The sequence below is a fragment of the Sphingomonas sp. GM_Shp_1 genome (assembly GCF_026540895.1).
Taxonomy (GTDB): Bacteria; Pseudomonadota; Alphaproteobacteria; order Sphingomonadales; family Sphingomonadaceae; genus Sphingomonas.
Genome location: NZ_JALNUR010000039.1, coordinates 1 through 26,376, shown reverse-complemented (window position 1 = coordinate 26,376; position 26,376 = coordinate 1). Strand labels below are relative to the sequence as shown.

24 protein-coding genes are annotated in these 26,376 nt (G+C 66.4%); 11 read left to right on the top strand and 13 right to left on the bottom strand.

Annotated features, from left to right (window positions below; all coding sequences use genetic code 11):
• Positions 1-426, top strand: a 426-nt coding sequence (locus OXQ33_RS15350) for a fasciclin domain-containing protein (protein WP_267435549.1), incomplete at its 5' end; no start/stop codon positions are given.
• Between the two features lie 64 nt (positions 427-490).
• Here the strand turns inward: OXQ33_RS15350 and OXQ33_RS15345 are convergent.
• Genes OXQ33_RS15345 through pgsA form a run of 3 tightly spaced genes read right to left on the bottom strand, consistent with a single transcriptional unit; the run spans position 491 to position 1,733 of the window.
• Positions 491-931 carry a molybdenum cofactor biosynthesis protein MoaE gene (locus OXQ33_RS15345; RefSeq protein ID WP_267435548.1) on the bottom strand — a complete coding sequence of 147 codons (441 nt, stop codon included), beginning with the start codon at positions 929-931 and terminating at the stop codon, positions 491-493.
• Complete coding sequence (gene moaD, locus OXQ33_RS15340) at positions 928-1,179, bottom strand: molybdopterin converting factor subunit 1 (RefSeq protein ID WP_267435547.1); 252 nt, start codon at positions 1,177-1,179, stop codon at positions 928-930. Before moaD ends, OXQ33_RS15345 begins: the two co-directional genes overlap by 4 nt.
• Entirely contained in the window at positions 1,179-1,733 is a 555-nt protein-coding gene (gene pgsA, locus OXQ33_RS15335) for a CDP-diacylglycerol--glycerol-3-phosphate 3-phosphatidyltransferase (RefSeq protein WP_267435546.1), read from the bottom strand. The genes moaD and pgsA overlap by 1 nt, the downstream gene beginning before the upstream one ends.
• Positions 1,734-1,847: 114 nt before the next feature.
• On the opposite strand from pgsA, the gene OXQ33_RS15330 reads away from it, so the two are divergent.
• Positions 1,848-3,158, top strand: coding sequence for an MFS transporter (locus OXQ33_RS15330; protein WP_267435545.1), 1,311 nt, complete (start codon positions 1,848-1,850; stop codon positions 3,156-3,158).
• Here the strand turns inward: OXQ33_RS15330 and OXQ33_RS15325 are convergent, their stop codons facing one another.
• The 5 genes from OXQ33_RS15325 to OXQ33_RS15305 all read right to left on the bottom strand — a co-directional run bounded on the left by OXQ33_RS15325 (position 3,159) and on the right by OXQ33_RS15305 (position 8,633).
• The gene (locus tag OXQ33_RS15325; RefSeq protein ID WP_267435544.1) at positions 3,159-3,326 is read right to left on the bottom strand and encodes a hypothetical protein; all 168 of its coding nucleotides are present in this window, start codon (positions 3,324-3,326) and stop codon (positions 3,159-3,161) included.
• A gap of 98 nt (positions 3,327-3,424) precedes the next feature.
• A complete protein-coding gene (locus OXQ33_RS15320; protein WP_267435543.1) occupies positions 3,425-5,128 on the bottom strand; it encodes a cation acetate symporter in 1,704 nt (567 codons plus the stop codon).
• Positions 5,125-5,430, bottom strand: coding sequence for a DUF485 domain-containing protein (locus tag OXQ33_RS15315; RefSeq protein ID WP_267435542.1), 306 nt, complete (start codon positions 5,428-5,430; stop codon positions 5,125-5,127). The genes OXQ33_RS15320 and OXQ33_RS15315 overlap by 4 nt, the downstream gene beginning before the upstream one ends.
• 69 nt (positions 5,431-5,499) lie before the next feature.
• A complete protein-coding gene (locus OXQ33_RS15310; RefSeq protein WP_267435541.1) occupies positions 5,500-6,816 on the bottom strand; it encodes a sigma-54 dependent transcriptional regulator in 1,317 nt (438 codons plus the stop codon).
• A 26-nt stretch (positions 6,817-6,842) separates the two neighbouring features.
• Complete coding sequence (locus tag OXQ33_RS15305) at positions 6,843-8,633, bottom strand: ATP-binding protein (RefSeq protein WP_267435540.1); 1,791 nt, start codon at positions 8,631-8,633, stop codon at positions 6,843-6,845.
• A 206-nt stretch (positions 8,634-8,839) separates the two neighbouring features.
• On the opposite strand from OXQ33_RS15305, the gene OXQ33_RS15300 reads away from it, so the two are divergent.
• The 3 genes from OXQ33_RS15300 to OXQ33_RS15290 all read left to right on the top strand — a co-directional run bounded on the left by OXQ33_RS15300 (position 8,840) and on the right by OXQ33_RS15290 (position 13,085).
• Positions 8,840-10,162 (top strand): dicarboxylate/amino acid:cation symporter, encoded by a 1,323-nt coding sequence (locus OXQ33_RS15300; protein WP_267435539.1) that lies wholly within the window; start codon positions 8,840-8,842, stop codon positions 10,160-10,162.
• Positions 10,163-10,265: 103 nt separating this feature from the next.
• Positions 10,266-11,756 carry an alginate export family protein gene (locus OXQ33_RS15295; protein ID WP_267435538.1) on the top strand — a complete coding sequence of 497 codons (1,491 nt, stop codon included), beginning with the start codon at positions 10,266-10,268 and terminating at the stop codon, positions 11,754-11,756.
• Between the two features lie 36 nt (positions 11,757-11,792).
• Positions 11,793-13,085: an MFS transporter gene (locus tag OXQ33_RS15290; RefSeq protein WP_267435537.1), complete on the top strand. Its 1,293-nt coding sequence runs from the start codon at positions 11,793-11,795 to the stop codon at positions 13,083-13,085.
• Positions 13,086-13,088: 3 nt separating this feature from the next.
• Here the strand turns inward: OXQ33_RS15290 and mtnP are convergent, their stop codons facing one another.
• The 4 genes from mtnP to OXQ33_RS15270 form a co-directional block, all read right to left on the bottom strand.
• Positions 13,089-13,967 carry an S-methyl-5'-thioadenosine phosphorylase gene (gene mtnP / locus OXQ33_RS15285; protein WP_267435536.1) on the bottom strand — a complete coding sequence of 293 codons (879 nt, stop codon included), beginning with the start codon at positions 13,965-13,967 and terminating at the stop codon, positions 13,089-13,091.
• Positions 13,968-14,084: 117 nt separating this feature from the next.
• A complete protein-coding gene (locus tag OXQ33_RS15280) occupies positions 14,085-15,554 on the bottom strand; it encodes an efflux transporter outer membrane subunit (RefSeq protein WP_267435535.1) in 1,470 nt (489 codons plus the stop codon).
• The gene (locus OXQ33_RS15275) at positions 15,547-18,759 is read right to left on the bottom strand and encodes a multidrug efflux RND transporter permease subunit (RefSeq protein ID WP_267435534.1); all 3,213 of its coding nucleotides are present in this window, start codon (positions 18,757-18,759) and stop codon (positions 15,547-15,549) included. The genes OXQ33_RS15280 and OXQ33_RS15275 overlap by 8 nt, the downstream gene beginning before the upstream one ends.
• Positions 18,760-18,777: 18 nt before the next feature.
• A complete protein-coding gene (locus OXQ33_RS15270; RefSeq protein WP_267435533.1) occupies positions 18,778-19,953 on the bottom strand; it encodes an efflux RND transporter periplasmic adaptor subunit in 1,176 nt (391 codons plus the stop codon).
• 128 nt (positions 19,954-20,081) lie between these two features.
• On the opposite strand from OXQ33_RS15270, the gene OXQ33_RS15265 reads away from it, so the two are divergent.
• The 4 genes from OXQ33_RS15265 to OXQ33_RS15250 are packed head-to-tail and all read left to right on the top strand — an operon-like array spanning position 20,082 to position 24,466.
• The gene (locus OXQ33_RS15265) at positions 20,082-20,714 is read left to right on the top strand and encodes a TetR/AcrR family transcriptional regulator (protein WP_267435532.1); all 633 of its coding nucleotides are present in this window, start codon (positions 20,082-20,084) and stop codon (positions 20,712-20,714) included.
• 37 nt (positions 20,715-20,751) lie between these two features.
• Complete coding sequence (locus tag OXQ33_RS15260; RefSeq protein WP_267435531.1) at positions 20,752-21,867, top strand: glycosidase; 1,116 nt, start codon at positions 20,752-20,754, stop codon at positions 21,865-21,867.
• Complete coding sequence (locus OXQ33_RS15255; protein WP_267435530.1) at positions 21,864-23,459, top strand: alpha-amylase family glycosyl hydrolase; 1,596 nt, start codon at positions 21,864-21,866, stop codon at positions 23,457-23,459. The genes OXQ33_RS15260 and OXQ33_RS15255 overlap by 4 nt, the downstream gene beginning before the upstream one ends.
• Positions 23,456-24,466: a glycosyltransferase family 4 protein gene (locus OXQ33_RS15250; RefSeq protein WP_267435529.1), complete on the top strand. Its 1,011-nt coding sequence runs from the start codon at positions 23,456-23,458 to the stop codon at positions 24,464-24,466. The genes OXQ33_RS15255 and OXQ33_RS15250 overlap by 4 nt, the downstream gene beginning before the upstream one ends.
• 9 nt (positions 24,467-24,475) lie before the next feature.
• On the opposite strand, the gene OXQ33_RS15245 is transcribed toward OXQ33_RS15250, so the two are convergent.
• Positions 24,476-24,928, bottom strand: a complete 453-nt coding sequence (locus OXQ33_RS15245; protein WP_267435528.1) for a MarR family transcriptional regulator — start codon at positions 24,926-24,928, stop codon at positions 24,476-24,478.
• Between the two features lie 63 nt (positions 24,929-24,991).
• On the opposite strand from OXQ33_RS15245, the gene hppD reads away from it, so the two are divergent.
• Positions 24,992-26,056 (top strand): 4-hydroxyphenylpyruvate dioxygenase, encoded by a 1,065-nt coding sequence (gene hppD / locus OXQ33_RS15240; RefSeq protein ID WP_267435527.1) that lies wholly within the window; start codon positions 24,992-24,994, stop codon positions 26,054-26,056.
• Positions 26,057-26,174: 118 nt separating this feature from the next.
• Positions 26,175-26,376 (top strand): homogentisate 1,2-dioxygenase (locus OXQ33_RS15235; protein WP_267435526.1); only part of this gene is annotated, 202 nt, incomplete at its 3' end.

The window sequence follows — 26,376 nt, the reverse complement described above, 5'->3', positions numbered from 1 at the left end:
ACCCCCGACCGCAGCACGCTGGCCAAGCTGTTGGCGACCGCGGGCCTCACCGCCGATCTGTCCGGCCCCGGCCCCTTCACCGTCTTCGCGCCCAGCGACGAGGCGTTCAGCCGGATGCCCCCCGGTGCGCTCGACACGCTCAGCCAGCCCGCCAACAAGGCGACGCTCGCCACGATCCTGAAATATCATGTCGTCGCGGGTAAGCTGACCGCCGAGCAGTTGAAGGCGCAGATCACCGCCGGGAACGGCACCGCGACGCTGACCACGCTCGCCGGACAGCCGCTCACCGCGCAGGTCGGGCCGAACGGCAACATCATGCTGACCGACGTCAACGGGCAGAAGGCCTATGTCGACAAGGCGGATGTCGACGCGACCAACGGCGTCGTCCACCTGACCAACGGCATCAACGTGCCGAAGATCGGCTGATCGCGCTACGCAGTGACACGTGAAAGGCGGGGCTTCGGCTCCGCCTTTTTCGCACCCGCCGGAGTCAGGCCTGCCAGCGTGACGCCGCCGCCGTGTCGCTATCGCGCGCTTCGACCCAGCTAGCCTGATCGCCCCGCGTCTCACGCTTCCAAAAGGGCGCGTCGGTCTTCAGACGGTCGATCAGATAGGCACAGGCGTCCAGCGCGTCGCGGCGATGCGGGGCGGCGGTGACGACCAGCACGATCCGCTCGCCCGGTCGCATCGGACCGACCCGGTGGATGATGGTCGCCGCCTGCAAAGACCAGCGCTCGGTCGCGGTCCGTGCGATCCGCTCCAGCGCCGCCTCGGTCGCGCCGGGATAATGTTCCAGTTCGAGCACATCGACGCCGTCATCGGCACGGACCAGCCCGCAAAAGCTCGCCACCGCGCCGACATTCCCCTGCTCGACCCGCATCATCTCCCCGGCCAGGTCGATTGGGTCGGGCGAGACATGGACCCGGATCATCCGCCCGTCACCGGCGGAAAGAGCGCCACCTCGCGCGCACCGACGACCGAGGCGTCGAGGCCGACGAAATTCTGGTCGACCGCCGCGCGCAGCCGCTCGGGCTCGGCCAGCGCCTCGGCATAGCCGCCGCCGCGCGCCGCCAGCCAGCGGATCAGATCGGCCACGCTCGCCACGCCGTCGGGCAGGGCCAGCGCCTCTTCGGCCAGCCCGATCCGCTCACGGACCCAGGCGAAGTAAAGGATGGTCATCAGCTATCCATATGCTTGAGGCCGACGCGCAGATAATCCCAGCCGGTGATCAGCGTCAGCACCGCCGCCGCCCAGAGCGCGGCGAGCGAGACGCTATGGACCCAGGCCCAGCCGGGCAGCGCGCCGCCCAGGATAAGCCCGCCCAGCGCGATAAGTTGCAACGTCGTCTTCCACTTGGCGAGCCGCGAGACCGGCACCGACACCTGCAACTGCGCCAAGAACTCACGAAGGCCGGATACAGCGATCTCACGCAACAGGATGATCAGCCCGGCGACGACGCTCAGCCCGCCGATCACCTGCACCGCGACGAGCACGAGGATGACCGAGGCGACCATGATCTTGTCGGCGATGGGATCGAGGAACACGCCCAGCTTCGACACCGCCCCTTGCGCGCGCGCCAGATAGCCGTCGAAATAGTCGGTGATGCCCATCAGGCAGTAGAGCGCGAAGGCGACGCCGTACCCCCATTCCCAATGGGGTTGCCACAACAGCCCCGCGAGCAGGGGGACGGCCACAATTCGCGAAAGCGTCAAAAGGTTGGGCAGCGTGAGCATGACGCCTTCTAACCGCTCGCCCGTCCATGACAAACCGCTTTAAGCGGTTGGCGATGCGGACGGGCGTGGCTATGTTGTCGTCATCCTATTGCCACGATCGGGCCATTTTTCGTTATGCTTAATGCCCTCGGGCTTCTCAAGCGGCGTCGGTTCCTGCCGCTGTTCACCACCCAGTTTCTCGGCGCGTTCAACGACAATCTGTTCAAGACGTCGATGGTGCTGTTCGCCACCTATGCGATCTTCAACGACGCCCATGCGGAGGCGAACTTCAACGCACTGGCCACCGGCCTGTCGATCGTGCCCTTCGTCCTGCTCTCGGCGCTGTCGGGGCAATTGGCGGACAGCCATGACAAGGCGCGGATCATCCGCATCGTGAAGACCGCCGAAATCGGCATCATGATCGTCGGTGCCCTGGGCCTGATGATCGCCAAGGCAGGCTATATCAATATCGGGCTGGGCCTGATGCTGGGCACCGTGCTGGCGCTGGGGACGCATTCGACCTTTTTCGGGCCGATCAAATACGCGATCCTGCCCCAGCATCTGGAGCCCGACGATATTCTGGGCGGCACCGGGCTGGTCGAGGCGGGGACCTATCTCGCTATCCTGCTCGGCACGGTCGTCGCCGGCTGGGTTCCGATCGAGGTGGCGGCGGCGGGCGTGCTGGTCGTCGCGATACTCGGCTGGTTCACCGCGCGCCAGGTACCCCCCGCCCCGCGCGAAGGGCCGCCGCTGAAGCTCAACTTCAACCCCTTCACCGCGTCGTGGCGGTTGATCGCCGCCACGCTGCATATCCGGCGGCTGTTCCTGGCGATCGTCGCGATCAGCTTCTTCTGGACGATCGGCTCGGTGCTGATCATCGTCTTCCCGCCGCTGGTGAAGAATGTCCTGACCGCCGACAAGGAGGTGGCGAGCCTGGCCATCGCGATCTTCTCGATCGGGGTCGCCATCGGATCGGTGGTCATCAACACCATGCTTAAGGGCGAGATTTCGGCGCGCTACTCCCCCGTGTCGGTCATCGCGATGGGCGCGTTCGTGGTCCTCTTCTCGATCCTGTGCCGCAACTGGACGCCCGCACCCGATGGCGGCCTGTATAGCTGGCAGGCCTTTCTGGCCGAGCCGCGCGCGATCGGGATCCTGGCGACGCTACTGGCTATCGCGACGACCGGCGGCATGTTCGTGGTACCGCTCTATGCGTTCCTGACGACCACGGTCGAGAAGGACCAGACTGCGCGGACGGTGGCGGCGAACAACATCGTCAACTGCTTCGCCATGACCATCGGCTCGGCGGCGGTGCTCGGCATCAGCGCGGCGGGCGTGACGCCGGAGGACATGCTGTTCCTGGTGGCGGGCATGTGCCTGGTTTCGGCCTGGCTGGCGCTCAGGCTCCACCGGGCCTGCCACGACGGATGCGTCGACCCCGCCTGATCAGAGCAGGAAGCTGTAGATACAGATGAAGAAGGCCGTGAAGCTCAGGACGAACAGGCGGAAATCCTGATCGTCTTCGCGCCGCTGCCGATGGATCGCGGGCGGCGGCAGCGAACGCCGAAGGGGGTGGCGGGCGGCTTCGTTGGTGAGGATCAGGCGGCGTCTCATGGTGAAAATGTTAACGCCGCATTCACCATTTCGGCATCCGCGGAATGGCGCGGAAAACCCGGCCCGCTGCCCCGTTCCGAGACAGCGGGCACAGTCTGTCAATGCTGATGGGCGGACGAGGCGCCGATCCCGGTTTCCGACCGGACCCGCTGCGCCGGATAGCCCGCCCTGTCGACCGCCGCACGGCCGGTGCGGTCTGTGATCGACACGATCCAGATCGTCAGGAAGGCGAGCGGCATCGAGAAGATGGTCGGCGAACCATAGGGGAAGATCGGCGCGTCATAGCCCAGTATCTTCACCCAGATGGCGGGCGACAGGATCGTCAGGACCAGCGCGGTGAGCAATCCCACCAGTCCCCCCGCCACCACGCCGCGCGTCGTGCAGCCCGACCAGAGCAGCGACAGCAGCAGCACCGGGAAATTGGCCGAAGCCGCCAGCGCGAAGGCCAGGCTGACCATGAAGGCGACATTCTGCTTCTCGAACACGATGCCCAGCAGGATCGCCACCACCGCCAGCGCCAGGACAGTGATCCGCGAGACGCGGAGTTCGGAGGCGGAGTCCGCCTGCCCCTTCTTGATGACGGTCGCATAAAGGTCATGGCTGACCGCGGACGCGCCCGACAGGGTCAGCCCCGCCACCACCGCCAGGATGGTCGCGAACGCCACCGCCGAGATGAAGCCCAGGAACAGATTGCCGCCGACCGCCTGCGCCAGATGGATCGCGGCCATGTTGCTGCCGCCACGCAGCGCCCCGTCGGCGTCGAGAAAGCCCGGATCGGTCGCCACCAGCACGATCGCGCCGAAACCGATCACGAAGGTCAGGATGTAGAAATAGCAGATCCAGCCTGTCGCCCACAGCACCGAACTGCGCGCCGCCTTGGCATCGGGAACGGTGAAGAAGCGCATCAGGATATGCGGCAATCCGGCGGTCCCGAACATCAGCGCCGCGCCGATCGAGATGGCGGAGATCGGGTCCTTGATGAAGCCGCCCGGCCCCATGATCGCCCGACCCTTGGCCACCGCTTCGTCCGGCCCCGCACCCGCCAACGCGGCGAGCGCGGTCTTCACGTCGACCGCGCGGGCGAACAGCGCCTCCGGGCTGAACCCGAACCGGGCGAGCACGGCGATCGCCATGAAGCTCGCCGCGCCGAGCAGCATCATCGCCTTGACGATCTGGACCCAGGTCGTCGCGGTCATGCCCCCGAACAGGACGTAGAGGGTCATCAGCACCCCGACGATCACAACGGCATAACCATAGGGCAGCCCGAAGAGCAGCCGGATCAATTGCCCCGCCCCGACCATCTGCGCGATCAGATAGAAGAGGACGACGAGCAGCGTCGAGCATGCGGCAACCATCCGCACCGGCTTCTGCGCGAAGCGGAAGGAGGCGACATCGGCGAAGGTGAACCGCCCCAGGTTGCGGAGCCGCTCCGCCATCAGAAAGAGCAGGATCGGCCAGCCGACCAGGAAGCCGATCGAGTAGATCAGCCCGTCATAGCCATCGGCATAGATCTGCGCTGAGATACCCAGGAAGGATGCCGCCGACATGAAATCGCCCGCGATCGCCAGCCCGTTCTGGAAGCCCGTGATCCCGCCACCCGCCGTATAGAAGTCGGAGGCGGTCCGCGTCCGCCGCGCCGCCCAGCGGGTGATCGCCAGCGTCAGCGCGACGAAGGCGGCGAACATGCCGATCGCGGTCCAGTTGGTCGCCTGCTGCACGGCCGGGCCGATGGCATGGGCACTCGCCGCCGACGCGGGCAGCAGGGCGAGCGGCACGCCCAGCGCCGGAACGACGCGCCTCATGCCCGTTCCTCCGCGTGCAACTGGTCGATCACGGGATCGAAGTCGCGATTGGCGCGCCAGACATACAGGCCGGTCAGCAGGATCGCGAGCGCGATTACGCCCAGTCCGATCGGAATGCCCCAGCTCGTCGCCCCGCCGCTGATCGACCGGGCGAGCAAGGCCTTGTCGAAGGCGATGGTCAGGATGAACCCGAAATAGACGATCAGCATGAGGATCGTCAGCACGGTGGTAAAGCGTCCTCGCCGGCGAACGAGCGCGATATAGCGCGGATCGCGGGCCAGCCGGGCGGCGGCATCCTCCATGGCATTCTCCTAACCCCGCGCCGATGGTCGGCGTCGTGGCGGCCATGGTCCCCCGCCCCCGGCGCGGCGTCAAGCGCGATTGGGGCGATAGGCGTTCAGGTCGATACCGTGCCGCGCGACCTTGTCGTAGAATGTCTTGCGCGGGATCCCCAGCACGCCCAGCGCGGCGCGGACATCGCCCGCCACCTCCTCCAGCACGCTGCGGATCGTCGCGCCCTCGAACTGCTCCACCCGCTCGGGCAAAGGCATCGGATCGCCCGACTCCCCGCCCTCCCCGCTCAGGCCCAGCGCGACCCGGTTGGCATAGTTGCGGACCTCGCGCACATTGCCCGGCCAGTCGTGCGACAGCAGCCGCGCCTGGATACCGCCGTCGATCATCGGCACCGGCCGCCCGAACCGCTCCGCCGCCTCGCGCAGGAAATGGGCGAAGAGCAATGGCACATCGGCGCGCCGTTCGCGCAAAGGCGGCACGCGCAGCCGCACCGCATCCAGGCGATAGAGCAGATCGGCCCGGAACCGTCCCTCCTCCACCGCGCGTGCCAGATCCGACTTGGCCGCCGCGACGATGCGCAGGTCGAGCAGTTGCGGGTCCTCCGCGCCGATCGCGCGCACCTCGCGCTCCTCGACCACGCGCAGCATCCGGCCTTGCAGCGCGGGGGCCATGCTGTCGACCTCGTCCAGGAACAGCGTGCCGCGATGCGCCGCCGCGATCCGCCCCGGCGTCCGGCCATGCGCCTGGCCGAACAACTCATCCTCGGCGATCGCCTCGGGCAGGGCGGCGCAATCGACCGCGACGAAGGGCCGGGTCCGCCGCGCGCTCCAGCGATGGAGCAGCAGGGCGACCAGTTCCTTGCCGGTCCCCGTCTCCCCCTCGACCAGCACATCGACATCGGCCTGCGCGACCTGCCGCACCGTGTCGCGCAACCGCATCATCGCGGGCGTCTCGCCGATCAGCGGATAGGCCCCTTGCGCCTCCTCCGCCGCCAGTCGCAGGCGACGATTGTCGAGGACCAGCCGCCGCATCTCCAAGGCACGTTCGGCACTGGCGATGAGGTGATCGGCGGCAAAGGGCTTGGCGACGAAGTCGAACACGCCCTGCTTCAGCGCGGCGACCGCCATCGGCACGTCGCCATGGCCGGTCATCAGGATGACCGGTATCTCCGCATCGATCGCCGCGATCCGCCGGGCCAGTTCGATCCCGTCGATCCCCGGCATCCGGATGTCGGAGACGACCATCCCCGGAAAATCGGGCGAGACGGTCGCCAGCGCGGCCAGCGGATCGCCATGCGCCTCCACATCGATCCCCGCCAGCTCGAACGACTGGGCCAGCGCCTGGCGAAGCACCGTGTCGTCATCGACCAGCAGGACACGCAAACCCCCGCTCACGCCTCCCGCGATCATGCCCGCCTCGCTCATACCCTGCGCATCCTGATCCGAAAGCCCGCCCCGCCTAGGGTCGAGGGGATGGTTTCCAACATGCCGCCAAACTCCGTCATGATGTCCCGGGCGATCCCCAGCCCCAGGCCGAGCCCATCGGGCTTGCCGGTGACGAAGGGGGTGAAGATGTCCGACGCGATCGCCGGGTCCAGCCCCGGCCCGTTATCCTCGACGGTCAGGTCGATGCCGTCCGCCTGCTCCTCCACCGTCAGGCGGACGCGCGGATCGGGCCGCCCCGCCACCGCATCCAGCGCGTTCTGGAGCAGGTTGACCAGCACCTGTTCCAACCGCACCCGTCCCGCGACCACGATCGGCAGTGCGCCGCCCAAGGGCCGCTCCAGCGCGACGCCCGCGCTGCGGAACCGGTCGCCGATCAGCAGCATCGTGCCGTCCAGCACCTCGTCCAGCGACACCTGCCCCAGTCCTTGCGTACCCCGCCGGGCGAAACGCCGCATCTCCTGGACGATCGATCCGATCCGCTCGGTCAGCGAGACGATGGTGGCGAGATTGCCTTCCGCCTTGTCCGGCTGGCTGCGCGACAGGAAGGTCCGCGCATTGTCCGCCAGCGTGCGGATCGCCGCCACCGGCTGGTTGATCTCATGCGCGACGCCCGCCGTGATCGAGCCCAGCGACCCCAGTCGGTTGGCCTGCGCCAGTTCCTCACGCGCCGCGCGGAAGCGTTGGTCGGCGCGGATACGTTCGGCGATCTCCACGGTCAGGCGATCGTTGGTGGCGCGCAACTCGGCGGTGCGCCGCGCGACTTCCGCCTCCAGCGCCTCGCGTGCGAGCGCCGCGCGCTCGGCCCGCGTCCGCCGCCAGATCGTCAGCAGGGTCAGCCCGATCAGACCGACGACGATCAGCGCCGTGGCCGACCGAACCCAGCTATCCGCCTCCTGCATCGCGGGCGCGGAGGGCAGGACATGGACCAACTGCCAGCCGGGCAGCGGCGCGGGCTTTTGACCCACGACATAGCGGGTGCCGTCGCGGGCGATCGCGCGGTCGCCGATGGTCCGCAGCGGACCGGGGCGCAATTGCCGCTCGCCGAACTGCTGGCTTTCGGCGATCTCGACGCGGGCGATCGGGGTCAGCGGGCGCGTGAGGGTGAATTGCGCTTGGCGATCGGTCGTCACCACGACGACGCCGTGATCGTCGAGCAACAGCGTCTGCCCCGGATCGCTGGCCCAGGCCTGGACGATGCGGGCGAACTCGACCTTCACCACCACCACGCCGTCGGGAGCATCGGCGGGACCGATGCGGCGCGCCAGGAACAGGCCGGGGCGATGGCTGGTATTGCCCAGCGCGAAATATTCCGATGTTCCGGTGCGCAGCGCCTGCCGGAAATAGGGGCGGAAGCTATAGTCGCGACCCACGAAGCTTTCCGGTTCGCCCGCATTGGAGGCGGAGATGGTTCGCCCCTGTCGGTCAATGGCGTAGATGACGGGCGCCCCGGTCCGCTCGGCCAGCCCGCGCAGCTTCTCGTTCAGTCGCGCGACGGCCTGGCTTGACCCATTGCGCAGCGCCGCACCCACATCGGGATATTCGGCCAGCACGATGGGCAGCAGGCGAAAGCGCTGCAACTCGCTGTTGAGCAATCGCTCCTGCTGACGGGCGATACGGTTCGCATCGGCACGCAATGATGCCATCGCCTGACGATGCGCATAGACCCGCAATCCCAGCGATGCCGCCAATGCGAGCAGGAGCACCGCGATCACCGGCCATGCAAATCGCCGGACGTAGCGCAGCGTCAGGGAGGACGTGTCTGCCATATGTGCGGAATATCGCAACCAAGCGGCCAAGGCCATGCGGAATTTCGCGCGATACCCACCACTCTCCCACATTTTTCCGTGTTATATCAGTGGCTTGATATGTTTTCCGTAAAATTTTGGAATCGCACCGTAATCCGGCACAGTGTCCGCAAGACGGAGCGCGGCCCACCGCGCCCGGACCCTTTTTGCAGAGGATGACGAAAGCGATGATCGCCCAAGATTATGCCGTAGCAGAGGCGCCCAAGAGGGCGCGGATCTGGTCGCATCTTTACGTACAAGTCATATTCGCGATCGCGCTGGGCGCGATCATCGGCCATTTCTGGCCCAGCTTCGGCGAGGCGCTGAAGCCCCTCGGCGACGGCTTCATCAAGCTGGTCAAGATGATCATCGCCCCCGTCATCTTCCTGACCGTGGTCACCGGCATAGCCGGGATGCGCGAACTCGGCTCGGTCGGTCGCGTCGCGGGCAAGGCCTTTTTCTACTTCATCACCGTCTCGACCTTCGCGCTGATCGTCGGTTTGATCGTCGCCAATGTCGTTCAGCCGGGCGCGGGCATGAATGTCGATCCCGCCACGCTGAACGCCGGGTCGGTAACGGAATATGCCGCCAAGGCGCATGACACCACCATCACCGGCTTCCTGCTGGGCATCATTCCCGACACGCTGGTCAGCGCCTTCACCCAGGGCAACATCCTTCAGGTGCTGATGGTCGCGATCCTGTTCGGCATTGCGATGGCACTGGTCGGCGAGCCCGCCAAGCCGCTGCTGAACAGCCTGGAGCGGCTGAGCGTCGTCGTCTTCCGCTTGGTCGGCATCCTGATGCGCGCCGCGCCCATCGGCGCCTTCGGTGCGATCGCCTTCACCATCGGCAAATATGGCGTCGGCAGCCTGATCAGCCTGGGCGCGCTGGTCGCCACCTTCTACCTCACCTCGATCCTGTTCGTCGTCGTCGTGCTGGGCACCATCGCGCGGCTCAACGGCTTCTCGGTCCTGAAGCTGATCCGCTACCTCAAGGCCGAGCTGCTGCTCGTCCTCGGCACCTCCTCGTCCGAAGCCGCGCTGCCCAGCCTGCTCCAGAAGATGGAAAAGGCCGGTTGCGAGAAGTCGGTCGTCGGCTTGGTCGTGCCGACCGGCTATTCGTTCAACCTGGACGGCACCAACATCTACATGACGCTGGCGGCGCTGTTCATCGCCCAGGCGTGCGGCGTCGACCTGTCGCTGGGTCAGCAGCTGGCGCTGCTGCTCGTCGCGATGCTCAGCTCGAAGGGCGCAGCGGGTGTCACCGGTGCGGGCTTCATCACCCTGGCCGCCACCCTGTCGATCGTTCCCACCGTGCCGCTGGCGGGCATGGCGCTGATCCTCGGCATCGACCGGTTCATGTCGGAATGCCGCAGCCTGACCAACTTCATCGGCAACGCGGTGGCGACCGTCGTCGTCGCCCGCTGGGAAGGCGCACTCGACAAGGATGCGCTCGACGCCGCGCTGAACAACAAGCCCGCCCTTCCGGCGGCACAGGTCGCCATGGCCTGACACGCATCCTGGCCCGGCCGAACGCTGTCGACCGGGCCAGTCCTGTTATGGATGCCAAGAAAGATCGGCGCTACGGCAGATCGATCCGAATGAGGGGATTTTCATGAAGAAGTTCGTTGGGCTGGCCGGTACGGCTGCCGTCACCGTGATGGGGCTGCTCGCCGCGCCCGCCGGTGCCCAGACCGCCACGCCGCAGGCCGCCGCCGAACCGGCCAGCCCGGCCAGCACCGCCTATCCCACCAGCGCCGCGGGCGACGGCAACACCGTGGGCGGCTATAACCAGTCGCGCTGGGCGGAGGACTGGCGGAAATATTGCGACCCGGCCAAGCGTGACGATGTCATCGACGCGCTGAAGTGCGTGAAGCTGACCGAAGATGGCAAGTCCTATGTCACCTTCTCGGGCGAGTTGCGGACCCGTGTGAACATCACGACCAACCCCAATCTGCGCGAAGTCGAGCAGCAGCGCCAGGATATCGCCCGCATCGTCGGCGGGGCCGATGTGCATCTGGGCGACCATTTCCGCGTCTTCGGCGAACTGGGCCGCGCGGAGCTACAGGGCATCAACCTGGGCACGCCCGCCGGCAATCTGCGCAACCAGTTGGCGGTGCAGCAGCTTTTCGCCGAGGTGAAGGGCAAGGCGCTGGGTCTGGATGTCGGGGTGCGCGCCGGGCGGCAGGAATTCTTCGACGGGCCGCAGCTCCTGACTGTGGGCCGGGACAACAACACGCTCTATTTCGTGCTCGATGGCGTGCGCGCCTATGCGCGCGGCAAGGATGCGCGGGTCGACGTGTTCGATCTCAACTACGTGACCTATGGCTTCAAGGGGATCGGCGACGACAAGACCAACCCCGACGTCCGCTTCAGCGGCGCGACGTTCGGGTTCCGCCTGTCGCCCAAGCTGTTCGGCGGGTCCAAGCTCTATCTCGACCCGTTCATCTGGCGGCTGCGCAACCGTCGTGCGGTCTGGGGCCCGACGACCGCGCTGGAGGAACGCTATTTCCTTGGCCTCCACGCGTATGGCGATGCGGGACCGGTCAATATCGACTGGACGCTCAACCATCAGCTGGGCACGTTCAACAACCGTCCGATCTCGGCATGGCAGGCCTTCGTCGCCCAGACCTATCGCCTGGGCAAGAAGGCCGATGCGCCGCGCGTCGGGTTCCATTTCGACTATGGCTCGGGCGGCGGCGCCTACGAACGCACGGGCGAGTTGAACACGACCAACGGTCTGTTCGGCAACAATATCTATTACAGCTACGGCCTGTTCCTGACGCCGACCAACCTGCTGTACGCCGCGCCGAACTTCACCTTCACGCCGATCAAGGGCGTGCGCCTCGCCACCGAATATGGCTTTGCCTGGCGACCGGACGAGTTCGATGCGGTCTATCGCGCGAGCGGTGCGGCGCTGGCGGGCACGCAGAATGTGCGCGGCAAGAAGGTCGCCGAAGTCGCCCGGTTGCAGGCGACCTGGACCATCACGCCGCGTTTGTCGTTCGTCGGACGTTACGAACATTTCAAGGCGGACACCGTGTTGCAGCGGGCCAATCTGAAAAGCTCGGACTTCTGGGCCGGGTGGCTTAGCTTCCGCTTCTGACGTCGCGAGAAAAAGAAACCATCGGGAGATAATAGCATGTCCTACGCCACCGCCGACTCCAGTCGGCATCGCCTGAAATCCATCATCGGGGGGTCGACCGGCAATCTGGTCGAGTGGTTCGACTGGTATGTCTATTCGGCTTTCACCCTGTACTTCGCGCCGCATTTCTTCCCGTCGGAAAACCGCACCGCCCAGCTTCTGAGCGCGGCGGCGGTCTTCGCGGTGGGCTTCGTCATGCGTCCGATCGGTGCCTGGGTGATGGGCATCTATGCCGATCGCAAGGGGCGCAAGTCGGGCCTGACCCTGTCGGTGACGCTGATGTGCCTGGGCTCGCTGATCATCGCGGTGACGCCCGGCTATGCGACCATCGGCCTGGCCGCGCCCGCCCTGCTGGTACTGGCGCGTCTAATGCAGGGCCTGTCGGTCGGCGGCGAATATGGCGCGAGTGCCACCTATCTGTCGGAAATGGCGGGCAAGGACCGGCGCGGTTTCTTCTCGTCCTTTCAATATGTCACGCTGATCTCGGGTCAATTGCTCGCCATCTGCGTCCTGTTGATCCTGCAGGCGACGATGAGTGAGGCGGCGCTGGACGAATGGGGCTGGCGCATCCCCTTCGCGCTGGGCGCGGTGCTGGCGGTCGTGGTCTTCTACATCCGGCGCGGCCTGGCGGAGACCAAGAGCTTCGAGAATGCCAAAAAGGAGGGCGCGCCCAAGTCCGGCCTGGTCCAGCTGTTCACCAAGCATCCGAAGGAAACGCTGACGGTCATGCTGCTGACGGCAGGTGGCACCCTCGCCTTCTATGCCTATTCGATCTACATGCAGAAGTTCCTGGTCAACACCAGCGGCTTCAGCCGGGAGGTTGCCAGCCAGATCAATGCCGTCACCCTGTTCGTCTTCATGCTGCTCCAGCCCGTGGCGGGCGGCCTGTCCGACCGGATCGGTCGCAAGCCGCTGATGGTCGCGTTCGGCATTGCGGGCGTGCTGTTCACCTATCCGATCTTTTCGACGCTGGAGACGACGCGCGACCCGATGGTGGCGGGTGCGCTGGTGATGGTCGCACTCATCATCGTGACCGGTTATACCTCGATCAACGCGGTGGTGAAGGCCGAGCTGTTCCCGGCGCATATCCGGGCGCTGGGCGTCGCCCTGCCCTATGCGTTGGCCAACACCATCTTCGGCGGCACGGCGGAGTCGGTGGCGCTGCTGTTCAAGCGGTCCGGCTTCGAGCAGGGCTTCTACTGGTATGTCACCGCGATGATCGGCATCTCGCTGATCGTCTATCTGCGGATGCGCGACACGGCCAAGAACAGCCAGATCGTCGAGGACTGATCCTCATCCACCCCGCGCGGCCAGCACGCGCGACACGATCGGGCCGAGGCTTTCCGCCTTGGCCCGATCCACATGCGAGATATGGGTGATCAGCGCCTGATCGAGCACGGTATCGATCGGCGAGGCGGTCCGCTCCTCCGGCAGCAGCGCCGCCAGTTCGACCACCAGCGCGCGGGCCGTTGCGGCATTGGCCACGAGTTGCGCCAGCACCGCGTCGACCTCGACATGCGCCTCCCCCTCGCGCCAGCAGTCATAGTCGGTGACCATACCGATCAGCGCATAGGGAAGCTCGGCCTCACGCGCGAGCTTGGCCTCGGGCATGGCGGTCATGCCGATCACGTCCGCGCCCCATTGCCGATAAAGATGGCTTTCCGCCCGCGTCGAGAATTGCGGCCCCTCCATCGCCAGATAGGTTCCGCCATGGACGACTGAGGCCCCGGCCCGCTCCGCCGCATGGGCGGCCAGCGTGGAAAGGCGCGGACAGACCGGATCGGCCATCGAGACATGGGCGACCAGCCCCGAGCCGAAGAAGCTGGTATCCCGGTGCACGGTCCGGTCGATGAACTGGTCGACCGCGACGAAATGGCCCGGCGGCAGTTCCTCGCGCAGCGACCCGATCGCCGAGATTGCCAGCACATCGGTGCAACCCGCCTGCTTCAGCGCATGGATATTGGCGCGCGCATTGACCTCGGTCGGCGAAAGCCTGTGCCCCCGGCCATGACGCGGCAGGAAAACGAAGCGCACCGCGCCGATCCGCCCCCGAACGAGCGTATCCGACGGCGCGCCCCAGGGCGTGTCGAGGACCAGCGTTTCGACATCCTCCATCGCATCGATGGCATAGAGGCCCGACCCGCCGATGATGCCGATGGTCCAGTGCGTCATTCCAAATCCTCGTTTTTCAGCCACCTTCGCTACGCCGCGCCCACTACAAAGCAAAGGGGCGCACGGGAGGATATCCCGCACGCCCCTCGCTCGACCGCGACGACTGGGAACGGGGGATTAGCCGTTCGCGGGAACCGTCGACGCCGCCCCACCCTCGCGCAGGCCACCGCCTAGCGCGACATAGAGAGTGACGTCGTTCTGAAGCGCGGCGCTGCGCAGCGTCAGCAACTGCTGCTCGGCGGAGAACAGGTTGCGCTCCGCATCCAGCACTTCGAGATAGATGGCGATGCCGTTGGTGTAGCGAAGCCGTGCCGTCCGGGCGAGGCGGCGCTGCGCATCGACCGCGCGGGTCTGCGCCTCGATTTGCTCGGCATAGCGGCGGCGGGCGACCAGTGCGTCCGCGACCTCGCGGAACGCGCCCTGCACCGTCCGCTGATAGGCCGCCGTCAGTTCGTCGGCCTGGGCGCGGCTGAGCTTCAGCTGCGCGTTGCGGCGCCCCCAGTCGAAAATCGGCAGCAGGGCCGCGCCCTGTACCTGATATTGCTGTGAATTGCCGTCGATCAGGCTGCTGAGCGCGGGCGAAACGAAGCCCGCCAGCCCGGTCAGCGAGATACTGGGCAGGAAGGCCGCGCGCGCCGCGCCGATATTGGCGTTGGCGGCCAGCAACTGTTGTTCGGCCTGAAGCACGTCCGGGCGGTTGACCAGCAAGGCCGAGGGCAGACCCGGCTCGATATCTGCGAACTGCTTCTGGTCGCCCAGCCGCCGCCCAGCCGGAAGCGGCCCGGCAACCGGTCCGCCGACCAGCACGGTCAGCAGATTCTGCGACTGGGCGACCGTCCGGCGAAGCTCGGCCAACTGCGTCTCGGCCTGGGTCAGCAATGCCGCCGCCTGGTCGTAATCGACGCTGGAGGTCACGCCCGCATCCATCCGCCGCTTGGCGATCCCCAGCCCCTCGCGGCGGCTGGTGACGGTCCGCTCGGCGAGCGCGATCTGCTCCTCCGCCGCGCGGATCTGGAGATAGGTCGCGGCGACCTGCCCCACCAGCGACAGGCGGAAGGCACGCTCCGCCTCCACAGTCGCCAGATATTGCCGCCGCTGCGCCTCGGCCAGGTTGCGGACGCGGCCCCAGAAATCCAGCTCGAAGCTGGAAACGCGGGCCCCGACCGCGAACTGGTTATAGGTGATCGAGGTCGGATTCTGCGCGTCCCCGCCGCCGGGCAAGGCGTCGCCGAAGCCCAGCGAATTGAGTGGCACGCGGGTCCGCGACGCCGATGCCGACGCATCCAGTGCGGGCAGGCGCTGCGCGTCCTGGATGCGATATTGCGCCCGTGCCTGGGCGACACGCGCCACGGCCTGCGCCAGATCGCGATTGTTGGCGAGCGCGGCGGCGATATAGGCCTTGAGCTGCTCGTCGGCGAAGAACTCGCGCCAGCCAATCTCGGCCGCCGTCCGACTGCCCGTCATCGCCTCCGGATAGGAGGCGGACACGGGGGCGACAGGCTGGCGATATTCCGGCGCCAGGTTGCAGGCCGTCAGTGCGCTGGTCAGCGCCAGCGCGGCGGCGATGCGGGAAAAGCCCTTACGCATGGGCCGGGCCCTCCTCATGGCGGGTTCGTGTTTCACGTTCGCGCGCTTCTTCGGCGGCATCCTCGGCCTCATGGTCATGTTCGCGGGCCAGCCATTTCTTCGCCGCGATGTAGAAGACCGGCGTGAAGAAGATGCCGAACGCGGTCGCCGCGATCATGCCGCCCATCACGCCGGTGCCGACCGCCCGGCGGCTGGCCGCGCCCGCACCGCTGGCGATGAACAGCGGCACCATGCCCAAGATGAAGGCCAGGCTGGTCATCAGGATGGGGCGAAGACGCTGGCGCGCGGCCTCCACCGTCGCCTCGAAGGGCGTACGGCCCGCCTGCTGGTCCTCGATGGCGAACTCGACGATCAGGATCGCGTTCTTGGCCGCCAGACCGATGATCGTGATGAGCCCGACATTGAAGTACACGTCCGCCGAAAAGCCGCGCAGGATCGTCATCAGCACCGCGCCAAGCACGCCGAATGGCACCACCAGCAACACCGCCAGCGGGATCGCCCAGCTTTCATAGAGCGCGGCGAGCAACAGGAAGACCACGACCAGCGACAGACCCAGCAGCAGGCCGATCTGGCCGCCCGCCTGACGCTCCTCATAGGCGGTGCCGGTCCATTCGAAGCTCATGCCCGCGGGCATCACCTCGCGCGCGATCTTCTCCATCTCGTTCAGCGCGGTGCCGGTCGACTGACCCTGCGCCGCCATGCCCGAGATGGTGAGCGACGGATAACCGTTATACCGCTCCAACTGCTGCGGCCCATTCTGCCAGCGGACCTTCGTGAAGGAGGAGAAGGGCACCATATTGCCCTGCGCATTGCGAACACGCAGCGCCAATACGTCCTCGGGCGACATGCGCTGCGGCGCATCGGCCTGAAGATAGACGCGCAACACATTGCCTTCGCGGACGAAGTCATTGGCATAGGCCGAGCCGAAGGCGATCGACAACGTCTGGTTCACGTCGGCGATCTGAAGGCCCAGCGCGCGGGCCTGGATGCGATCGATATCGACATAAAGCTGCGGTGCGGGACCGAGGCCTTCGGGGCGGACGCCCATCAGCGCGGGGTTCTGCGACGCCTTGGCCAGGATCGCGCCCTGCGCCTGTTGCAGCGCGGCCTCGCCCAGGCCCGAGCGATCCTCGATCTTCATCGAAAAGCCGGTCGCATTGCCCAGCGCCTGGATCGGCGGAGGGTCGAGCGCGAAGATGGTCGCCTCCGGGATCGACTGGACGAAGCCCATCGTCTTGCCGACCAGCGTGGTCGAGTTGTTCTCGGTCCCCTTGCGGTCTTCCCAGGGCTTCAGGTTGACGAACGAGATGCCCGCCGACTGGCCCTGACCGAAAAAGTTGAAGCCCGCGACCGACACGATATCGGATACCTGCGGCTGGGCATGGAGGAATTTCTCGACCTTGGTGATCGCCTCGCCGGTCCGCTCCAGCGTCGCGCCCGGTGCCGCGTCATAGGACACGAAGATATAGCCCTGATCCTCGGTCGGCAGGAAGCCGCCGGGCACGCGGGTGAACATCAGGCCGGTCAGCACGACGACGACCGCGAACACCGCCAGCCAGCGGACAGGGCGCGACATCATCCTCTTGACGCCGCCGGTATATTTCTCCGTGCCCCGACTGAATTTGTCGTTGAACCAGTTGAAGAAGCGGCGCGGCAAGCCACGGACGCCCGGCCTGGGCTCGGGCCGATTGTCCAGATGCGCATCCTCCTGCTTGAGCAGCGTGGCGCACAGGGCCGGCGTCAGCGTCAAGGCGAGGAGCGCGGAGAAGAAGATCGAAACGGCCAGCGTCACCGAGAACTGGCGATAGATGCCTCCCGTGGAACCGGGGAAGAAGGCCATCGGAATGAACACCGCGACCAGCACCAGCGTGATGCCGATGATCGCGCCGGTGATCTGGCCCATCGCCTTCACCGTCGCGCGGCGCGGGCTCAGCCCCTCTTCCGACATGATGCGCTCGACATTCTCGACCACCACGATTGCGTCGTCGACCAGGATGCCGATCGCCACCACCATGCCGAACAGCGACAGGGTGTTGATCGAGAAGCCGAACGCCAGCAGCCCGATACAGGCCCCGCCCAGCGCGATCGGCACGACGATCGCGGGGATCAGCGTCGCGCGCCAGTTCTGGAGGAACAGGAACATCACCAGGAAGACGAGGATCATCGCCTCGACCAGCGTATGGATCACGCTGTCGACCGAGGCGGTGATGAACGGCGTCGTGGTGAAGGGGACGCTCCAGGTGACATCGGCGGGGAAGCTCGTCTGAAGCTGCTTCATCTTGGCCGACACCGCATCCGCCGTCGCCAGCGCGTTCGCGCCGCTCGCCAGTTGGACCGCGAGACCGACCGTCTCCTTGCCGTTCAGGGTCAGGCGGAAACCATAATTGTCCTTGCCCAGCTCGACCCGCGCGACATCGCCCAGCCGGATCGCCGAGCCATCGGGATTGGCGCGGATGATGATCTGGCGGAACTGCTCGGGTGTGGCGAAGCGGTTCTGGGTGATGATCTGGGCGGTGAACTCCGCCGTGCGGTTCAGCGGCTGTGCGCCGATCGAGCCGCCCGCCGTCTGGCTGTTCTGCTCCTGCACCGCCGCCAGCGCCTCCGAGGCGGACAGGCCGTAACCCGCCAGCTTCTGCGGATCGAGCCAGATGCGCATCGCATAGGGCGAGCCGAAGAGCTGCACATCGCCCACGCCGTCGATCCGGCGAAGCTCGTTGCGGATGTTGTTCTCGGCGAAATTGCCCATCTCGACCGGGCTGGTCCGGCCCGATTTGGAACTGAGCGTGATGACTTCCAGGAAGCCCGCCGAACTCTCGGTCACCTGAATGCCCAGCGCACGCACCTCCTGCGGCAGGCGCGGTTCGGCGCGGCTCAGCCGGTCCTGAATCTGGGTGCGCGCGACGTCGAGATCGGTCCCAGGCTTGAAGGTGACGGTGATCTCGGCCGTCCCGTTCGAGCGGCTGGTCGACGCCATGTAGAGGAAATTGTCGACGCCGTTCAGTTCCTTTTCGATGACGGCGGTCACCGAACGGTCCATCACCTCGGCATCGGCGCCATTATAGCTGATCGCCAGGTTCAGCGCGGGCGGCGCGACCGAGGGGTAGCTCTCGATCGGCAGCAGCCGGAGCGCGATCACGCCGAACAGCGCGATGAAGAGCGCGATCACCCAGGCGAAGACCGGATGATAGACGAAGAAGCGGTTCATGGGGCTCTACTCCGGCGATCAGCGGGCGGCGGCGGGCTGGCCGCCCTGCGCCTGTTGTCCGGCTTGCTGCCCCGGCGCCTGGACACGGACCTTCTGGCCCGGCTGCACCTTCTGCCACCCCTCGGTGACCACCTTCTCGCCCGGCTTCAGGCCGGACAGGATCACCCAGTTGCTGCCGACCTGCCCGCCCAGCGTCACCGGCCGCGCCTGGACCGTGCCGGCGCCGTCGACCACCATGACGGAGGCGGCCTGGTTGCTGAGTTGCACCGCACGCTGCGGCACCGAAATACCGTTGCGGATCGTGCCCGCATTGACATGGGCACGGACGAACTGACCGGGCAGCAGCATGCGGTTCTGGTTGGGGAAGCGTGCGCGCAACTGCTGGCTGCCCGTCGTCGGGTCGACCGTCTGCCCGGCGAAATCGATCTGCCCGGTCGGGCCATATTCGGTGCCGTCCTCCAGGGTCAGGCGGACGGTAATGTGCGACAGGTCGGGCAGGTTCAGCCCGCCCGAGCGCGCCTGCCGGATCAGGTCGGTCAGCGCCGCGTTCGACTGGGTGAAGACGGCATAGATGGGGGACATCTGGTCCACCTGGGTCAGGGGCGTGGCCTGTGTGGCGCTGACCAGCGCGCCCTCCGTCACCTGCGCGCGGCCCACCCGCCCGGCAATGGGCGCACGGACGATCGTATAGCTCAACTGCAACTGCGCGCGGGCCAGGGCGGCGCGGGCATCGGCGACGCTGGCATCGGCCTGGCGGAGGTCGGACTGGGCCGCATCGAATTCCTGCGCGCTGACCGCCCGCTCGGCGACCAGCGGCTGGTAACGGCAGACGATCGAGGCGGCGTTGGCACGCGCCGCCTGCGCCCTGGCGAGCGTCGCCTGGGCCTGCGTCACCTGCGCGCGATAGTCGCGCTGATCGATGCGGAACAGCGGCTGCCCCTCGGCGACATCGGTGCCCTCACGATAGAGGCGTGCCTCGACGATACCATCGGTGCGGGCGCGGACCTCGGCGGTGCGAACGGCCTCGATCCGTCCGGGAAGCTCGATGATGTTGGGCACGGCGGCCGACTGGACGGTGATCGCGGTCACCACCGGCGGCGGGGGTGCGGCCTGCTGTTGCTGCCCCCCTTGCCCGCATGCCGCCAACGCAAAAGCCATCGCCAGCGACGACCCGAAGCCGGAAAATTTGGACACGCCGAAAAACTCCCTGAACCACATGACATTTGAGTCATTCAGGTCCCTGTACCCCGCACCCGCAGAAAAGCAACGATGAGGTACAATTAAATTTGACCTACACTCTCGGAGGTCGCAGAAAGGGGATCATGGCCATCATAAAACGGACCGCTGGGCGCCCGACGCGCGAGCAGGCTCAGCATATCGACGATATCATCCTGACCGGCGCCAGAGAGGCGTTCTGCTGCCGGGGCATCGAGGGTACCTCGATGGAGGAAATCGCGTTGTCCGTTGGGGTTAGCAAGCACACCATCTATCGCCGCTATGCGGGCAAGATGGCGTTGCTGGACGCCGTGGTGAGCCGCGATCTGGACCGGCTGAGCCGTGCGGTCCTGGACGTCGCATCGGACCCCGACCCGCTGGAGCGGCTCCACACAGCCGCCCGCCGATTCTTTTTCTTCTGCGTCGAGCCCGAGTCGATCCGCTTCACGGCATTTCTGACATCCGAAGCGGTTTTTTCGGACGAATTGCGCGAGCGTTTCGCGGCCTGGGACCGGATCATCTCGGAGCCGCTGATCGCCTGTATGCGCGAGGCGCAGGAGGTCGGCGAATTGCGCAAGGACGAAACGCCGCTGAGCCTGTTCAACCTGCTGACCGACATGCTCGACGGACCCAGCCGCCGGATGCAGTTCGCGATACCCGATCCGTTCGGCGGATTGGACCCCGCCGCGTTCTTCGAGCATCGCTGGTCGGTGTTCCTCAAAGTCGCGACCGCGGGCTGAGCGGAACGCGAGCGGCTGCGTGGACGTTGGCGGGCCCATGGCCGATGACCTGCTGATCTTTCGCCCCGATGATGTCGATCTGTCGCGATCCCCGCTTCGGCGGGGCATATCCGAGCCGACCTATGTGCTGGGGGCGTTCAATCCGGGAATGACCCGGCTGGCCAATGGCAATCTGCTGCTGATGGTCCGGGTGGCGGAGGCGTTGAGCGAGCCGGTCGAGCGCGATCATGTCCGCGCGATCCGCTGGACCCCGGCGGGCTATGTTCTCGACCGCTATCCGCTCGACGCGGTCGACATGGCCGATCCGCGGCAATTCGCCATCCGCGGCGGGGCGCATCGTATCCTCGCCCTCACCTCGCTGTCATGGCTGTTGCCGGTCGAGTTGACGCCCGACGGCGCGCGGATCGTCGCGGTCCATTACGACAAGGCGATCGAACCCGAAGCGACCTGGCAGGATTACGGCGTCGAGGATGCGCGGATCAGCCGGGTCGGCGATCGGTGGTACATGACCACCTGCTCAGTTTCGGCGGAGCGGCATTCGACCACGCTCCACATCTCCGACAACGGGCTGGACTATCGATTGGCGGGGATCATCCTCGACCATCAGAACAAGGACATGCTGTTCTTCGAGGGGCTGGTCGACGGACGCTTCATGGCGCTGACCCGGCCGCTGGGTGAGGTCTATTTCGCCTATCCCGGCGAAAGCCCCTTTGTCGGCGGGCCGTCGATCAACTTCGCGACCTCGCCCGATGCGCTCCACTGGAAACCGATGGAAGCGCCCGGCATCCGTGCGCGCAAAAGCTCGACCTCGGCGATGAAGGTCGGCGGGGGCACGCCGCCGATCCTGACCGGGCAAGGCTGGCTGACCCTGTATCACGGGGTCGAACGCCGCGATGCGGTGGGCATCTATCGCAGCTTCTGGGCGCTGTTCGACGCGGACGATCCCACCCGCATCCTGCGGATCGAGGACGACAGCCCGATCCTGGAGGCCGACCCCAGACTGACCGCCTCCATCGCGCATCAGATGTATCTGCCCACCCCGGTCGTCTTCTCCACGGGCATCGCCGACATGGGCGACCATTATCTGGTCGCCAGCGGCGAGGCCGATCTGGCCTGCCGCATGACCCGCCTGCCCAAGAGCCTGTTCGCATGAGCGCGAAGCCCTGGTGGCAGTCCGCCGTTCTCTATCAAATCTATCCCTGGTCCTTTCAGGACAGCGATGGCGACGGGATCGGCGACCTGCGCGGGATCGAGACGCGGCTGGACTATCTCGTCGAACTGGGTGTCGATGCGATATGGCTTTCCCCGATATTTCCGTCACCTATGGCCGATTTCGGATATGACGTGGCGGATTATTGCGGGATCGATCCCCGCTTCGGGACGCTGGCCGATTTCGACTCGCTGCTCGCATCCGCGCATGCGCGGGGGCTCAAGCTGCTGCTCGACTTCGTGCCCAATCACAGCTCCGACCGACATCCCTGGTTCGTCGAGAGCCGGTCGTCGCGCGATAACCCCAAGCGTGACTGGTATATCTGGCGCGACGCGGCGCCGGACGGCGGGCCGCCCAACAACTGGATCAGCGATTTCGGCGGCCCCGCCTGGACCTGGGACGAGGCGACCGGGCAATATTATTATCATGCCTTTCTGAAGGAACAGCCCGACCTCAACTGGCGCAATCCGAAGGCGCGGGCGGCGATGCTCGACGTGCTGCGCTTCTGGTTCGCGCGCGGGGTCGACGGGTTCCGGATCGACGTGTTGTGGCACATCGTCAAACATGCGGGCTTCCCCGACAATCCGCTCAACCCCGATTGGGACCCGGCGACCGGTGAGATGAACCGGGTGTTCCAGCTTCACTCGACCGACCAGCCGGAAGTCCACGACATCGCCGCCGACATGCGCGCGATCGCCGACGCCTTCGGCCGCGAGGGGGATGAGCGCGTACTGATCGGCGAGATCTACCTGCCGGTCGAGCGGCTGATGCGCTATTATGGGCAGCGGGGCGAAGGGGTCCATCTGCCCTTCAATTTCCAGTTGATCGATGCCCCCTGGGACGCCCGCCATCTCGCCCGGATGATCGCCGAATATGAGGCCGCCCTGCCCCCCGGCGGCTGGCCGAACTGGGTGCTGGGCAATCATGACCGTCCCCGCAGCGCGACCAAGCGCGGCGCGGCGCAGGCGCGGGTCGCGGCGATGCTGCTCCTGACGCTGCGGGGAACGCCGACGCTCTATTATGGTGACGAGTTGGGGATGGAGAATGGCGCCATCCCCGCCGACCGCGTCCGCGATCCCCGCGAGTTGCGCGAACCCGGCCTGGGGCTGGGCCGCGATCCGGTGCGCACGCCGATGCCCTGGAACGACAGCGACCATGGCGGCTTCACCACCGGCGAGCCCTGGCTGCCGCTGGGGGAGGACTGGCCAAGGCGCAACGTCGCGAGCGAACTGGCCGAACCCGGATCGATGCTCGCGCTCCACCGGGCGCTCCTCGCGTTTCGCCGGGCGACGCCCGCGCTCGCCACCGGTTCGATCCGGTTGATCGAGGCCGAGGGACCCGTGCTCGCCTATGAGCGCGAACAGGATGGCGAGCGGTTCGTCGTCGCGCTCAATCTGGGCCACGCCGCCGCGCGGGTCGATTTGCCGCGCGGTCGCCCCCTGCTGTCCACCCTGCCCGGCCCGTTGCCGAGCGGAACGCCGTTCCTGCTTCGCCCCGATGAGGGCCTGATCCTGAAAGTCGACGCCCTGTCATGAAAATCGCGATGATCGCCCCCATTGCGTGGCGCACGCCGCCGCGCGCTTATGGTCCGTGGGAGTTGGTGACGAGCCTGCTGACCGAGGCGCTGGTCGAGCGCGGGGTCGACGTGACGCTGTTCGCGACGCAAGACAGCCTGACCAGAGCGACCCTCGCCGGTCCCGTCCCCGCCCCCTATTCGGAGGATCCGAGCGTCGATGCCAAGGTGTGGGAGATGCGCCATCTCGCCGCCGTCTTCGAGCGCGCGGGCGAGTTCGACCTGATCCACAACCAGGCGGATTTTCCGGCGCACGCCTTTGCCGGGCTGGTCGATACGCCGATGGTCACGACGATCCACGGCTTTTCGTCGGAGCGGATCGTGCCGATGTACGAACCCTATCAGCATCGCGTCCATTATGTCGCGATCTCCGATGCGGACCGGCACCCCCGGCTGCGCTATGCCGAGACCATTCATCACGGCATTCCGATCGAGGATTTTCCTTTCGATCCCGTGGGTAGTGACGACCTCCTCTTCTTCGGTCGCATCCATCCCGACAAGGGCGCGGCGGAGGCCATCGCCGTCGCTCAGGCGACCGGACACAGGCTGGTCATGGCGGGGATCGTCCAGGACCAGGGCTATTGGGAGCGCGAGGTCGCTCGCCATGTCGATGGCGAGCGCATCGTCTATCGCGGCCCCGTCGGCGGTGCGGAGCGGACCGCCACGCTCGGCCAGGCCAAGGCGCTGCTCCACCTGATCAATTTCGACGAGCCGTTCGGGCTGTCGGTGGTGGAGGCCATGGCCTGCGGCACCCCGGTCATCGCGATCCGGCGCGGATCGATGCCCGAGTTGATCCAGGACGGCGTGAACGGCTTTCTGGTCGACAATATCGATCAGGCCATCGTCGCGCTCGGCCGCATTGGCGAGATCGACCGGGCGGCGTGCCGCGCGGTCGCGGCGGATCGCTTTTCGGTCGACCGGATGGCGGACCGCTATCTGGCGCTCTACCGCTTCATATTGGGGCGGTGACCGGGGGCGTCAGCCACGCAGCGCCAATGCCACCGCATCGATCCTGTGGAGCATGGTGACGAAGCTTTCCAGTTCCTCGGTCGTGAACCCGGCGAAGAGCTGCGCCTCCAGTTCCAGCGCCTTGGGCGCGACATCGGCGTAGAGCGTCCGCCCCGCCTCGGTCAGTACCAGCAGGTGCGAGCGGCGGTCGCCGTCATGCGCCGTCCGCTCCAGCAGCCCGCGCCCGACCATCGCGATCGCGGCGCGAGAGACGGTGACCTTGTCCATCCGGCTTCGCTCGCACACCGCCGACTGGGCGACCGCGCCCTCTTCCGCGACGATGGCGATCAGCCGCCACTCCGGAATCGTCAGGCCGAACAACTGCTGATAGGCGCTGGCGATATGATCGCTGACCAGGTTGGAGGTGATCGACAGGCGATAGGGAAGAAAGCCGTCGAGCCGCAATTCGCGAGATCGTAACATTTGACACCAATTCCCCATTCTGCGATCTAGTAACCAACGATACTGGATCAGGAGTTGGACGTCATGGCAACCACCCCGAACAATCCGCTGGGGCTGGACGGCTTCGCTTTCTGCGAATTCACGACCCCCGAACCCGAGGCGCTGGCGCGTCAGTTCGACATGATGGGCTTCGTGCCCACCCATCGCCATCCGACGAAGGCGATCACCCGGTACAAGCAGGGCCGCATCACCCTGCTCCTCAATGTCGAGGACAAGGGTCAGGCGGCGGACTTCCGCGCCGAGCATGGTCCCTCTGCCAGCGGCATGGGCTTCTATGTCGCCGATCCGGCGGAGGCGTTCGACCATGCGGTGCGCGGCGGCGCGACCCCGGTCGACGCGGCGCAAGGCTGCCTGACCCCCGATGCCAAGGCGATCGAGGGTATCGGCGGCAGCTATCTCTATCTCGTCAAGGCGGGCGCGGACCTGTTCGCCGACTGGAGCGAGATCGCCGGTTGGCAGCAGGTCGAGGCCGAGAAGAATGTCGGGCTCGACCTGCTCGACCACCTGACCCACAATGTCCGGCGCGGCGAGATGCGGACATGGTCGGGCTTCTACTCCAAGCTGTTCGGTTTCGAGGAACAGAAATATTTCGACATCAAGGGCAAGGCGACCGGCCTGTTCAGCCAGGCGATGATAGCCCCCGATAAGGCGATCCGCATCCCCCTGAACGAAAGCCAGGACGAGAAGAGCCAGATCGAGGAATTCATCCGCGAATATAATGGCGAAGGCATCCAGCATCTGGCCCTGACCACCGACAATATCTACGAGACCGTCGAAAAGCTGCGCGCCAACGGCGTCCGGTTACAGGACACGATCGAGACCTATTACGAACTGGTCGACAAGCGCGTGCCGAACCATGGCGAGGACCTGGACCGGCTGAAGCGCAATCGCATCCTGATCGATGGCTCGGTCGAGAATGGCGAAGGCATCCTGCTCCAGATCTTCACCGAGAATATGGTCGGCCCGATCTTCTTCGAGATCATCCAGCGCAAGGGCAATGAGGGCTTCGGCAACGGCAATTTCCAGGCCTTGTTCGAGAGCATCGAACTGGACCAGATCCGGCGCGGCGTCATTACGGTGGATGCCTGAGCATCCACCGATGCGCGCACGAAGGTGCGCGAGCAAGCCCGGCCAGCGTGGCCCAGCCAGCGCATAAGGCGCGGCTTGGCCGCGTCTGACGCGCTGGCGTGTTGTGGAGAGGAAAGAGATGACAACATCCTACATCCCCGGTTTCGGCAACCATATCGCGACCGAGGCGGTCCCCGGCGCGCTCCCCATCGGCCGCAACTCGCCGCAGCGCCCCGCCTTCGGCCTTTATGCCGAGCAACTCTCCGGCACCGCCTTCACCGCGCCGCGCCACGAGAATCGCCGTTCCTGGCTCTACCGCCTGCGCCCCACCGCCGAGCATC